The 11,893-nt window shown below is 67.6% G+C and carries 11 protein-coding genes; 5 read left to right on the top strand and 6 right to left on the bottom strand.

The genetic code is table 11. The features are described 5' to 3' along the window. Positions 1-70 precede the first annotated feature (70 nt). Entirely contained in the window at positions 71-1,027 is a 957-nt protein-coding gene (locus ACXAFN_RS16360; RefSeq protein ID WP_474990404.1) for a DUF1853 family protein, read from the top strand. A gap of 103 nt (positions 1,028-1,130) precedes the next feature. Here the strand turns inward: ACXAFN_RS16360 and ACXAFN_RS16355 are convergent, their stop codons facing one another. From ACXAFN_RS16355 to ACXAFN_RS16335, 5 genes are read right to left on the bottom strand one after another with little or no spacing between them, the layout of a single operon-like run. Further along, positions 1,131-2,090, bottom strand: coding sequence for a CobW family GTP-binding protein (locus ACXAFN_RS16355; protein ID WP_474990402.1), 960 nt, complete (start codon positions 2,088-2,090; stop codon positions 1,131-1,133). Positions 2,091-2,105: 15 nt separating this feature from the next. Beyond that, entirely contained in the window at positions 2,106-3,428 is a 1,323-nt protein-coding gene (locus ACXAFN_RS16350) for a TRAP transporter large permease (protein ID WP_474990400.1), read from the bottom strand. Continuing rightward, positions 3,415-3,984, bottom strand: a complete 570-nt coding sequence (locus ACXAFN_RS16345; RefSeq protein ID WP_474990398.1) for a TRAP transporter small permease subunit — start codon at positions 3,982-3,984, stop codon at positions 3,415-3,417. Before ACXAFN_RS16345 ends, ACXAFN_RS16350 begins: the two co-directional genes overlap by 14 nt. A gap of 13 nt (positions 3,985-3,997) precedes the next feature. Further along, positions 3,998-5,041: a TRAP transporter substrate-binding protein DctP gene (gene dctP, locus ACXAFN_RS16340; protein WP_474990396.1), complete on the bottom strand. Its 1,044-nt coding sequence runs from the start codon at positions 5,039-5,041 to the stop codon at positions 3,998-4,000. A 43-nt stretch (positions 5,042-5,084) separates the two neighbouring features. Then, positions 5,085-6,680 (bottom strand): zinc-binding metallopeptidase family protein, encoded by a 1,596-nt coding sequence (locus ACXAFN_RS16335; protein ID WP_474990394.1) that lies wholly within the window; start codon positions 6,678-6,680, stop codon positions 5,085-5,087. 93 nt (positions 6,681-6,773) lie between these two features. Here ACXAFN_RS16335 and ACXAFN_RS16330 point away from each other — a divergent pair, with 93 nt between their 5' ends. The 4 genes from ACXAFN_RS16330 (at position 6,774) to ACXAFN_RS16315 (ending at position 10,326) form a co-directional block, all read left to right on the top strand. After that, positions 6,774-7,691 (top strand): LysR substrate-binding domain-containing protein, encoded by a 918-nt coding sequence (locus ACXAFN_RS16330; RefSeq protein WP_474990392.1) that lies wholly within the window; start codon positions 6,774-6,776, stop codon positions 7,689-7,691. A gap of 107 nt (positions 7,692-7,798) precedes the next feature. Next, positions 7,799-9,526: an amidohydrolase gene (locus tag ACXAFN_RS16325; protein WP_474990390.1), complete on the top strand. Its 1,728-nt coding sequence runs from the start codon at positions 7,799-7,801 to the stop codon at positions 9,524-9,526. Between the two features lie 274 nt (positions 9,527-9,800). Continuing rightward, the gene (locus ACXAFN_RS16320; protein ID WP_474990388.1) at positions 9,801-10,064 is read left to right on the top strand and encodes a hypothetical protein; all 264 of its coding nucleotides are present in this window, start codon (positions 9,801-9,803) and stop codon (positions 10,062-10,064) included. A 40-nt stretch (positions 10,065-10,104) separates the two neighbouring features. Next, the gene (locus tag ACXAFN_RS16315) at positions 10,105-10,326 is read left to right on the top strand and encodes a hypothetical protein (RefSeq protein WP_474990386.1); all 222 of its coding nucleotides are present in this window, start codon (positions 10,105-10,107) and stop codon (positions 10,324-10,326) included. 141 nt (positions 10,327-10,467) lie between these two features. On the opposite strand, the gene cysS is transcribed toward ACXAFN_RS16315, so the two are convergent. Beyond that, positions 10,468-11,892 (bottom strand): cysteine--tRNA ligase, encoded by a 1,425-nt coding sequence (gene cysS / locus ACXAFN_RS16310; protein WP_474990384.1) that lies wholly within the window; start codon positions 11,890-11,892, stop codon positions 10,468-10,470. Between the last annotated feature and the right edge of the window lies 1 nt (position 11,893).

The following is an 11,893-nucleotide window of genomic DNA, read 5'->3' as shown; positions in this document are numbered from 1 at the left end:
TGTATGCTGAGTATAAGGCCCGTACAGCTCGGCTGTCAGAACGGCATCTCAACGCCCGGAACCCGACCGCATGCCGCCATCCCATGACGACATCCTCGCCTTGCATCACCCCGTGGTGCGAGATCTGGCGTGGCTCCTGCAGACGCCGGACCTGCTCGCCCTGGCCCGACCCGGCCGCCCCGCTCCCGCCCGCCTTGGCCTGGGCAGCGACGATATCCTGACCGACTACCTGGCACGGCTGGACGCCGGGCCCGAGCGGCTGGAGCGGTTCGTCGATGCCACCCTGCGCGGCCGCATGGGTCACTATCATGAACGGCTGTGGCAGTTCCTCCTCGATACCGCGCCCGGCACCCGGCTGCTCGCCCACAACCTGCCGATCCTCCAGGACCGCCGCACCCTCGGCGAGCTCGACCTGCTCTACGCCGAGATCGCCGATCCCACGCCGGTGCACTTCGAGGTGGCCATCAAGTTTTACCTGGGCCTGCCCGAGGGGCCCGGCGACGAGGACGATCAGGCGCGCTGGATCGGGCCCGGCGGGCTGGACAGCCTGGCCCTCAAGCGCCATCACCTCGAGGGGCACCAGCTGCCGCTGGCCCACACACCGGCGGCGCGCCGCGCCCTGGCCGAACGCTTCGGCGAGCCCGTCGCCCGCCTCCACCAGCGCCTGGCGATGCCCGGAGTCCTCTTCTATCCCTGGCGGGGCGCGCTGCCCGCCCCGCGCCATGCCACCCCCGGGCACCGCCGCGGGCGCTGGCTGCACTGGCGGGACTGGCCGACCCTGCGCGACACCCTCCCCCACGCGACCCGCGGCGCCTGGCTGTGCAAGCCCCACTGGCTGGCCCTGCCCCATCCGGAGCGCCTGCCCCCACTCGAGGTGCTGGAACATCGCCTGCGGGCCCACTTCGCCAGCGGCGGCGCGCCGGTGCAGCTCGCCCTGCGGTGCGCGGACGAGGCGGCGGCCGGCTGGGAGCGGGTATTCGTGGTCGATGACCACTGGCCCCGCCAGGTTCCGCTGCCACCGGCGTGAACGCAAAGCGCCCGGCGCATGGCCGGGCAACGTCAGGCCCCTCGAGCAGGCCCCACCATCCCGACGCCGATATCACGATGGCAAGGGCGAACCGAGCGTCACGTCAGGCTTGGAGGCCTTCGAGCCGACGCGACAGCCACTCCCAGGCCTCAGGGGTCTGCTCGCCGATGAACACCAGGCGGCTGCCTCCCTGCCCCGGGGCGTCAAGCTCCTGGCTGGTCAGCCGTCCGGCGGCCCGCTGGAGCACCAGCCGCCGGCCGTCGTCAAGCCGAACCACGCCCTTGAAGCGCAGAATGTCCCGCGGCATGTCGTCGAGCAGCTCGCGCAACGGCCCCGTGGCCACCGCCCCCTCACATTCCCAGCTGAGACTCCTGAGCCCCAGCGCCTCGAGGGTGGTCGGCGCGCCGGTATGCGGCGAGAGGGGCGAGGCTTTCGCCCGCAGGGATGGCAGGAACACCGCCTCCGGCGGCAGAACCGCCTGAGTGGTGCGCAGATGGCGGCTGTCGGGCAGCAGCAAGGCGGCCTCCAGTGCCGCCACGCTCGCCTCCTCGACCAGATCCACCTTGTTGATCAGCACCAGGTCGGCATTGTCGATCTGGGACGCGACCAGGTGACGCAAGGCGGGCGAGAGGGTCTCGCGGTCCAGGGCGGCATCGACCAGGGTGATGACGCCCTCGAGGCGCGCCCGGGCCCGGATGCGAGGATAGCCCAGCACGTTGACGACTCGCTGCGGATCCGAGACCCCGCTGCACTCGATGAGCAGGTGATCCAGGCTGCCGGCGCGCTGGGTCAGCAGGCCGTCGATAGCCGCGGACAGCTCTCCCTGCAGGCTGCAGCACACGCAGCCGTTGCTCAGCGTGATCAGGTCGTCGCGGCGCTCGTCGATCAGCGCCTCATCGATGTTGAGCGCCCCGAAGTCGTTGACCATCACCCCCAGGCGACGTCCCCCCGCATGGCTCAGCAGGTGATTCACCAGGGTCGTCTTGCCGGCACCCAGGAAGCCCGCCACCACGGTCACACCAAGCTGTCGGGCGGGCTGCTCGGGTATCGATGAGGGATTCATCGCGCCTCCTGCGGGCTAGTCGAAGATGAGTTCGGGCAACCACAGCGCGATCTGCGGGAACATCACCAGCAGCACGATGCCCAGCACCTGCATGGCCAGGAACGGCAGTACCGAGCGATAGAGGTCCCCGGTCGTGACCTCGGGAGGCGCCACCGAACGCATGTAGAAGAGGTTGTAGCCGAACGGCGGCGTCAGGTAGGCGGTCTGCATGGCCAGCACGAACAGGGTCGCGAACCAGATCGGATCGAAGCCCAGCGCCTCGATGATCGGCACGTAGAGCGGCACCGTGATGAACAGGATCGCCGAGTCGTCCAGGAACATGCCCAGAATCAGGTAGCTGAGCAGGATCACCGTCAGCACCAGATAGGGACTCAACTCGGCCGCCATCACCTGGCCCACGATCGCCTGCCCGGCCCCCAGCGCGATGTAGATCTTGGAGAAGATCACCGCGCCGATCATGATCCACATCAGCATGCCCATGATCCGGGCCGTGCGGTACAGGGCGCCGCTGAGCATGCTCAGGTTGAGCTTGCCGTGCGCCAAGGCGCACAGCATGGCGCCGCTGGCGCCGAGCGCCGAGGCCTCGGTGGGCGACGCCACCCCGGTGACCATGGTGCCGAGCACCACCGCGATGAGCGAGCCCGGCAGCACCATGGCCTGCAGCGCCTTGAGCTTGTCGAGACCGCCGATACGCTCGGCGGCCTCGATGGGCGGCCCCAGGTGCGGCGACCGATAGCAGCGAATGCCGATGTAGACGATGTAGATGCCGGCCAGCATCAGGCCTGGCATGACACCGGCGGCGAACAGCTTGCCCACCGATTCCCGGGTCAGGAAGGCATAGAGGATCATCACCAGCGACGGCGGAATCAGGAACCCCAGGGCACCGCCGGCCATGATGGCCCCGGCGGAGAGCTGCTTGCTGTAGCCCCGCTTGAGCATGGCCGGCAGCGCGATCAGCCCCAGGCTCACCGTGGCGGCGCCGGTGATCCCGACCATGGCGGCGATCAGCGCGCAGATCACCACGGTGCCCATGCCCAGCCCGCCGCGAATGCCGCCCATGACCTTGTAGATCATCTCGAACAGATCGTCGGCGATGCCCGATCGCTCCAGGATCATGCCCATCAGGATGAAAAGCGGCAGCGCGACCAGGATGAACTCGTTCATCAGGCCGAACACCGACGGCATCATGATGCCCAGGCTATCCGGCCCCCAGATCCAGTAGCCGAAGCCCACGCCGACGCCCATCAGCGTCCAGGCCAGTGGGACGCCGAAGAACATCAGGGTCAGCATGGCCCCGAACATCAGCAGCGTCAGCAGGATCGGATCAATGCTTCCCATCGGAGTCCTCCCGGCGCTCGGTGACATGGCGAGCGGCGTCCTCGGACGCCACGGGGTGCCCCAGCAGGGTGCACAGGTGTCGGGCGGCGTTGGTCAGCATCTGCAGCATGATCAGCAGCACGGCCACCGGAATCATGACCTTGAACGGCCAGATGATCGGCGCCCAGGTGCTGCGGAAGGAGCGCTCCTGAATGGCCACCGACTGCATGGCGAACTCGAAGGCGCTGCGCAGCAGCAGCGCCAGCAGCAAGAGCACCAGCAGGTTGGTGACCATCGACAGCAGCGCCTGTTGGCGAGGCGACAGGCGCTGGGAGAAGATGTCGATGCGCACGTGGCCGTGCCATTTCTCGGTGTAGGCCCCAGCCAGGATGGCGTAGACGCCATAGGTCAGCGTCGAGGCCTCGTGCGCCCAGCTGGTCGGGGAACTCAGCAACTGGCGTGCCACCACCTCAAACACCAGCATGCCGACCAGGGCGAAGCCGAGCCAGGCGACGAGCCGCCCGAGCCACTCGCTCAGGCGGTCCTGCCAGCGGATCCAGGCATGAAGCCATTGCATGGCGCACTCCCGTTCAGTCGAGGCGACCCTTGTCGCGGGCCATCTGGCGGATCATCTCGATGGCCTCAGCGGCCGCCTCGGATTTCTCGGCCTCGGCGTCCCAGACGTCCTGCGCCGCCTCGGTCATCGCCAGGATGTCGTCCTCGGGCAGTTGGGTGATGTCGAAGCGATGGGCCGCCTCCTCGTTCCACTCGACGAACTTCTGGTGGCGATAGTCGGCCCACTCGGCGGTCACCTCGGTGAAGATCGCCTGGAGATCCTCGGGCATCTGCTCCCAGAAACGCTGATTGACCAGCACGTTGTCGACGAAGCCCGGATAGAGCATGTTCATCTCGGTATAGTGCGTCGCCACCTCATCGAGCTTGAGCACCGAATAGTCGTAGGGCCCGCCATAGATCAGGCCATCGATGGTGTTGGTGCTCAGGGCGATGTAGAACTCCTGGGGCGGGATATACACGGTGGGGATATCGAAGTGCTCGAGCACCGCGGCGACCGAGGGCGTGGCGCGAATCTTGAGCTCGCTCATGTCCGCCAGGCTCTCCACCGGCTCCTTGGTCAGCAGGTCGAACTTGCCGCCGAAGACCGGCACGGTGTAGTGGATGCCCTGCCGGGCGTAGTTCTCGGCCAGCAGCTCGCCGAGCCCCCGCTCGTGCCACAGTTCCTTGGCCTCCTCGAGGCTGGTCCAGGCCATGGGTATGCCGGACTCCAGCACCCCGGTGTCCATCTGGCCACCCCAATAGCCGCCATAGCCATAGATCGCCTGCAGGGTGCCGCTGCGCAGGGTGGTGAACATCTGGTCGTTGGGCACCAGCTCGCCACCGCGGAAGATCGACAGCTGGATCCGCCCATCGCTGGCCTCGGCCAGCATGTCCTGGTAGCGCTGGAAGATCTCGTCTTCCTCGGTGCCGGTATAGCGCTGCATGCGGATCTCGACCACCTCGCCGTCCTGGGCCAGCACGGCCACGGGAAAGGCCAGGGCACTGCCGGACAGCGCCAGGCTGGCCAGGCCGACCTTGAGGGTCTGGAGATGACGACGTTCGACGTTGTTGTTGTGCATTGCGATGTCTCCTGAGGAGGGATGCGTCATGTGGTCCGGCATGTCACTCGGCTCTATCGGTGGGTGCCGGAATCACCCAGTCACGCTCGCCGCGAGGCGTACTGACGTACTCGGGCCAGCGAAAATCGATCGGCGGGGCGTAGTCGCACAGCGGGGCCAGCCAGTCGTCGCCGCCGATGCCGCCAGCGGTGCGCGCCTCGAACTCCTCCCGGGCGGCCGCCAGGGCTCCCGGCTCCTGCAGCAGATCGAGCAGCGTCAGCCCTACCGTCTTGGCCGCGGTCTCGATCATCGGGTCGATGCACGGTGCCAGGCCGCCCAGGGCGTTCATCACCCAGGCCGGGTACCCGGCGCCGTCTTCGCGTGGCGCCAGCGCCGGACGGCCGATGTACAGGCGCACCGTCGGCGCATGCCAGCTGTATTCGGTGTAGTCGTCGGAGGTGAAGTGGGTCTGGGTGGGCGCCAGGATCCGGCGCAGCTCCCGCTCGGCCTCCCGCGGCGGCCGCAGCCTCTCGACGTCGGCGAGGAAAGGACGCGCCATGGGCGTCATGCCCAGGTTGGCCTGTATCTGGCGCGCCAGCTCGATGGCCTCTGGACCGAGACGCGGCGGGCCGACGCGCTCCAGGTTGCGATAGGTCAGCTCGGCCAGCGCGTGGTTCGCCAACCCGGGACGGGACTTGGCGACCCAGTGGCGCTCCACGCGGCAGTGCGACAGCCGGGCGACGCACTCGGCGATATGATCGAGCCCGCGCACCACGTGCTCCGCCTGCTCCACCGTGGCCACGCGAATGAAATACTGGATCTGGGCCATCTGGGCCGGAAGGTTGTCGGCGGTGGCCTGGCCGGCATTGAGGATCGCCTCGTTCATCGACCAGTTGAGGCCACTGGCCAGCACGTGTTCTCGCAGCGCCTTGGCATTGACGTACATCTGGGTGACGGCATCGTTGGCCCCCGGCGCCCGGGCGCTGGCGTGCGAGGCCGCGATGGGCGAGCTGTGGTCGCCGGTCAGCCAGGTCTCGGGGCTGTCGCAGGTGAAGGTGTAGATGACACCGTAGGCGGCACCGCAATGGGTGTCCCAGCGCGTCGTGTTGCACAGCGGCAGCATGTAGAAGGGATGGAAGCTGATGGCCGCGTCCAGGCCGTCATAGTAGCCCCGGGCCGCATGGATCGGCTTGGAGCCGCGCACCTTCTCGGCCGGCTCGCCGAAGAACTTCAGGGTACCGGGAAGGCCCTGCTCCTTCATCAGCGCCTGCATGGCCAGGAAACCGCCCAGCGAGCCGATGCCCAGCGCGGCATGGGGGTCGGTGTGGCCGCCGGCCCAGGGGCTCAGCCCGTCGCGGGGACGCTGGACCACGTCGGCCGCCTGGCAGTTGCCGGGTACGGCATCATATTCGGCGTAGCCGCCAAGCGTCGGCCCTTCCCCGTTGGACCAGGTCGCACAGAAGGCGGTCGGCATGCCGCCGGAGCCCTCCTCGACCTCGAAGCCATATTCGCGCAGCAGGTCGACGTAGAAGCGTGCCGAGCGGTATTCCCGCCAGGCGGTCTCGGCATAGTGCCAGATGGTCTGGTTCCACTCGGACAGGCGGGGCATCAGCGCCTCGACGCCGCGGACGAGCGCATCGCGTTGGGTCTGCGTGGTCATGTGGGCTCCTCGAAGGAGTGTTATTGCTTTGCAACCCACTATAAATCAAACTCAACTCATCAAAAGTCAAAAATAATCATCTGATTGGTCAAAATGACTCAACAAAAAGCCCATCACCTCCCCTCGCTGCAGGCCTTGCGCGCCTTCGAGGCCCTCGCGCGGCTCGGCAGCCTGACCGACGCGGCGGACTACCTCAGCCTCACCCGCAGCGCCATAAGCCACCAGTTGAGGCTGCTGGAAACCCAGTTGAACCTGCGCCTCTACGAGCGTCGCGGCCGCGGCGTGACCCTGACGCCCGCCGGCCAGCTCTACGCCGGCGAGGTGCGCGACGTGCTGCAGCACCTCGAGCGCATCCACGCCAACCTGCCGGACCAGGAATACAACGGCCATCTGCACGTGTGCATGCCCCCGGGGTTCGCCGCCAGCGTGGTCAGCCGCCACATCAACGACTTCTACCGCAACTACCCCACCATTCGCCTGCACCTGAGCACCAATCGCGAAAACGAGACCATTCACCAGCCCAACTTCGACCTGTTCGTGGTGTTCGGGGACGGCGCCTATACCGACCATCACGTCGAGATGCTCGCCCAGCCGATGTACCAGCCGGTGTGCAGCCCGACCCTGCTGAACGAGCTCGACATCGCCCAGCCGAGGGACCTGGAACGCGCCACCCTGCTGCACCTTCACGACGCCCATGACTGGCAACTGTGGATGGCGGGCTGCGGCGGCAAGCACCCGATCAAGGTCGACTCGGGGCTGTACTTCTCGAACATCCTGCTGGTACTGCAGGCCGCGCTATCCGGTCAGGGCGTGGCGATCGGCGACGACGTGGTATGCGGCGACAGCCTGCGCCACGGCCAGCTCGTGCGGACGTTTGGCGAGCGCATTCCCAGCGATCGCGCCTATTACCTGGTCACGCCCCAGAGCCGCCTGGACGATCCCAATGCCCAGGCGTTCAGCGACTGGTTGAAGAAGTTACTGGAGCGGCTGCGCGGCACCGCAGCCGGCTAAGCCCGCCGACACGCCAAGAACGCTCACCTCTGACGCAAGAAATTACCACCTCCCGGCCCTTTTCCCTGGCTTATGGTGAATTCGGCACAACAATGGAGGTAACCCGGATGTTCGACCCTTGGCGCTCCAGCCACGCTCCCCGACCGTCACATGCCGACATCGTGCTGCTGGACGGCACCATCTACACGCTCGACCCGGCAAGCCCCTGGGCCGATGCGCTGGCCATGGCGGATGGCCGGCTGTGCGCCGTCGGGGATGCCGACACCGTGAAGGCATGGATCGGCCCCGCCACCCGGGTCATCTCGCTGGGCGGGCGCTTCGTGATGCCCGGCCTGCACGACATGCACACCCATCCCGACCTCGGCCTGGCCGCCAAGTACGACGACTCGCTGAACATCGGGCTCGAGGACCCCACTCCGGACCAGGTCGAGCAGGCCATTCTCGACTACGCCGCTCGCCATCCCGGCGACGGCTGGATTCATGGCGCCTACTTCGTGCGCTACACCTTTCGCCAGGCCGGCCTGACGCCCGGACGCGCCTGGCTCGACAGGGTCATGCCCGACCGCCCTGTGGCCATCCTCGATCGGATGTGGGGCACCATGATGGTCAACAGCAAGGCCCTGGCCATGGCCGGCATCGACCGAAACACCCCCGACCCACGTAACGGCTACATGGAGCGCGACCCGCTCACCGGCGTGCCCACCGGGCTGATGATCGACGGCGCCTACGCCATGATTCACGCCGCCATGCCGCCGACCCCGGTGGCCGTGCTGCGCCGCGCCTACGAGGAAGGGTTGCACTTCCAGACCAGCCGCGGGGTCACGGCGACCAAGTACGTGCATGTCTGCGAACAGCGCCTGGACGCCCTCAAGCAACTCGACGACACCGGACGGCTGAGCCTGCGCGTGGAGGCGGCGATCAGCTGGCAGGACGACATCTTCCCGGTCAAGCGGCGCTGGGAGCTGCTCGGCGGCGAACGCCACTACTACGCCAGCAGCCGACTCAATGCCAACGCCGTGAAGTTCCATTTCGACGGCACCGTGGAGCCCCGCTCGTCCTTCCTGCTCACGCCCTGGGAAAGCGGCGAGGAATGGCGCGGCAAGATCAACCTGACGCCCGAACACCTGCGCGACATGCTGATCGACATGGACCGCCGCGGCATCCGGGTGATCGCCCACTGCACCGGCGACGGCGCCTCCGACCTGTTCCTCGACGCCGTGGCCGCCACGCGACGCGCCAACGGCCCAGGCGGCGTGCGCCACCAGTGCGCCCACAGCACCATCCTGCACGATGCCAACCTGGCCCGCTTCGCCGAGCTGGACGTGATCGCCGAGTTTTCCCCGGCGGCCTGGTACCCCTCGCCCTTCACCTCGGGGGCCCGGGCCGGGTATGGCCAGGAGCGCCTGTCCCGGGCCTATAACCTGCGCGGCGTGCTGGATGCCGCGGGCGTCGCGGTGTTCGGCACCGATTTCCCGGTGGCCTCCATCGATCCCTGGCTGGCCCTGGAGACCTTGGTCACGCGACAGAACCCCTGGGAGCCCGGCGACGAGCGCTTCGGCACGCCCATCGGCCTGGAGGAAGCGCTGCGCGTGGCGACCCTCAACGGGGCCTACGCCATGGGGCTGGAAGACGAGACCGGCTCCCTCGAGGTCGGCAAGTCGGCCGACCTGATCGTACTCGACGAGGACCCGTTCTCCCGCGAGGTCCGCGGCAACCTGCATCGCACCGAGGTCGAGATGAGCTTTCTCCAGGGGCAGCCGGTCTACGATCGCCAGGGCGAGCTGGCCGCCGCCGGCCTCGACGCGACCTGGCAGGGCCGGCCCGCCGAGCCGTAAGTGGAAGTCGTCATCGGCGCGGCGGGGCGGCTCGTCCTCCGTCGCTCAGACGGGCCGGCCGATCGACAAATAGCGGTTGTGCACGGCCGATGTCATTCTCCCCCGGGATCCTGGGCATCATGACTTTTTGTAACTAAAATTTACAAACGGCGTTTCTAAACTATGCTGTCAAATAGGGGCATGGCCGGGCCGGCTACGGGCCGATCCGCTCTCCCCGATGACAGGCGACGGCGAGTCGCTTCCCTTGGTTCCATGCCGTTCGGAGGGATGCCACATGAACCAAGTATTGCGGTTGACCCACACTCCCGTTGAGCAGCGCCCCCTTCCCGAGGCGAGACCGATACGCCGCGCCGAGCGCTTCGCGTCGCGCGCCCGAACCCGCCCCCGGCCCGTTGGGGTCAACGTGGGCTGCCTGGCCCATCTGCCCCGGGAAGACCTCGGCCTCGTGGACCTGGCCAACGCCGAACGCCGGCTCGATTTCTACTCCCGCTGGCACGGGCTGAAGGAGCCCCGCCTGCAAATCTGGAAAGCGCCCTGAGCGAGCGTCTCGCCCGGATGGCCGAAGGAGGAAGGTCCCCATGAACGTCGTCGCTACGCTCGCCCCTGGCTGGCAGCATGTCCATGCCGACTGGTGGCAGGACAACCGGGGCAATGACATCCATCGCGTCGATATCGATGGCGATGCCCTCTACCACTGCCACCTCGCCGGTTCGTCGCTGCCCTGGAACGCGGTGGCGAGAAGCCTGGACGAGGCCATGGCCATCGTCGAAGAAGGGTCGGCGGTACCGATACCCTATTGAGCCCCCGCACGGCGCCCAGGCCAGCCTAAGGCCTCTGGCCTGCGACCCCGACGCAAAACGCCCGGCGATGCCGGGCGTTTTGGATGACCGAGCCTCACGGCCCGGGGCGGCGCGCAAGGCGGCCCCGGAACCGCGGCCGACTCAGCCGCCGGGCGCCTCGAACACCCAACTGGTGCCCTCGCGGCTGTCCTTGAGCACGATGCCGAGTGCCGCCAGCTCGTCGCGGATGCCGTCGGCGGCGGCGAAGTCGCGGGCCTTCTTGGCCTCGGCACGCTCGGCGATCCTGGCCTCGATCTCGGCCTCGGACAGCGGCAGCTCACCGCCACCGGCGCCCTTGAGGAAATCCGTCGGCGACTGCTGCAGCAGGCCGAGCACGCCGCCCAGGCGCCTGAGCTCGGCCGCCAGGGCCGGCGCCTGGTCGGGGCTCTCCTTCTTGGCGCGATTGAGTTCCCGGGCCAGGTCGAACAACACCGACACCGCCTCGGCGGTGTTGAAGTCGTCGTCCATGGCCGCGGTGAAGCGCTCGTCGAAGCGCCCGTCGACCTCGCCTTCCCGCACCTCGACGCCGTCCAGGGCCAGCCCGTCCAGAGCCAGCCCCTCGAGGGCATTGTAGAAGCGCTCCAGCGACTTGCGGGCATCGGCCAGCGACTCCGGCGCGTAGTTGATCGGGCTGCGGTAGTGGCTCGACACTAGCAGGTAACGCACCACCTCGGCGTCGTGATGCTCGAGCACGTCGCGGATGGTGAAGAAGTTGCCCAGTGACTTGGACATCTTCTCCTGATTCACCCGCACCGCCCCGGCATGCATCCAGGTGTTGACGTAGGGCTTGCCGGTGGCGGCCTCGCTCTGGGCGATCTCGTTCTCGTGGTGCGGGAAGGTCAGGTCCGGCCCGCCGCCATGAATGTCGAAGGTCTCGCCCAGGCAGCAGGTGGACATCGCCGAGCACTCGATGTGCCAGCCGGGTCGACCCTCGCCCCAGGGCGAGAGCCAGTTGACCTCGCCGGGCTTGGCGGCCTTCCATAGCACGAAGTCGAGGGGGTCTTCCTTGTGCTCGTCCACGTCGACCCGCGCACCGGAGCGCATGTCGTCGAGGTCGCGGTTGTTGAGCTTGCCGTAGCCCTCGAACTTGCGCACCCGGTAGTAGACATCGCCGTTGTCCGCCGCATAGGCGTAGCCCTTGGCGATCAGCGTCTCGATCATGCGCACGATGTCGTCGAGGTGCTGGGTGGCCCGGGGCTCGGCGTCGGGGCGCAGCACGCCGAGGCGCCCCTCGTCCTCGTGCATGGCATCGATCATGCGGTCGGTGAGCGACTCGATGGTCTCGCCGTTCTCCTCGGCGCGCCTGAGGATCTTGTCGTCGATGTCGGTGATGTTGCGCACGTAGCTGACGTCATAGCCGCGCGCCCGCAGGTAGCGGGTGATGACGTCGAAGGCCACCATCACCCGGGCATGGCCCAGGTGGCAGAAGTCGTAGACGGTCATGCCGCAGACGTACATGCGGACCTTGCCCGGCTCGATGGGGGTGAAGGTTTCCTTGCGGCGCGTCAGGGTGTTGTAGATCTGCATG

The organism is Halomonas sp. ABH4_019 (assembly GCF_056159885.1).
The sequence above is the reverse complement of the archived record's forward strand: the minus strand, read 5'-3'. Positions and strand labels throughout refer to the sequence as shown.

Excerpts from the sequence above, each read along its gene's own strand:
- ACXAFN_RS16360 (WP_474990404.1), top strand. The coding sequence starts at position 71 with ATGCCGCCATCCCATGACGACATCCTCGCCTTGCATCACCCCGTGGTG.
- ACXAFN_RS16325 (WP_474990390.1), top strand. The coding sequence starts at position 7,799 with ATGTTCGACCCTTGGCGCTCCAGCCACGCTCCCCGACCGTCACATGCC.
- ACXAFN_RS16330 (WP_474990392.1), top strand. The coding sequence starts at position 6,774 with ATGACTCAACAAAAAGCCCATCACCTCCCCTCGCTGCAGGCCTTGCGC.
- ACXAFN_RS16345 (WP_474990398.1), bottom strand. The coding sequence starts at position 3,984 with ATGCAATGGCTTCATGCCTGGATCCGCTGGCAGGACCGCCTGAGCGAG.
- ACXAFN_RS16320 (WP_474990388.1), top strand. The coding sequence starts at position 9,801 with ATGAACCAAGTATTGCGGTTGACCCACACTCCCGTTGAGCAGCGCCCC.
- ACXAFN_RS16335 (WP_474990394.1), bottom strand. The coding sequence starts at position 6,680 with ATGACCACGCAGACCCAACGCGATGCGCTCGTCCGCGGCGTCGAGGCG.
- ACXAFN_RS16315 (WP_474990386.1), top strand. The coding sequence starts at position 10,105 with ATGAACGTCGTCGCTACGCTCGCCCCTGGCTGGCAGCATGTCCATGCC.
- dctP (WP_474990396.1), bottom strand. The coding sequence starts at position 5,041 with ATGCACAACAACAACGTCGAACGTCGTCATCTCCAGACCCTCAAGGTC.
- ACXAFN_RS16355 (WP_474990402.1), bottom strand. The coding sequence starts at position 2,090 with ATGAATCCCTCATCGATACCCGAGCAGCCCGCCCGACAGCTTGGTGTG.
- cysS (WP_474990384.1), bottom strand. The coding sequence starts at position 11,892 with ATGCAGATCTACAACACCCTGACGCGCCGCAAGGAAACCTTCACCCCC.
- ACXAFN_RS16350 (WP_474990400.1), bottom strand. The coding sequence starts at position 3,428 with ATGGGAAGCATTGATCCGATCCTGCTGACGCTGCTGATGTTCGGGGCC.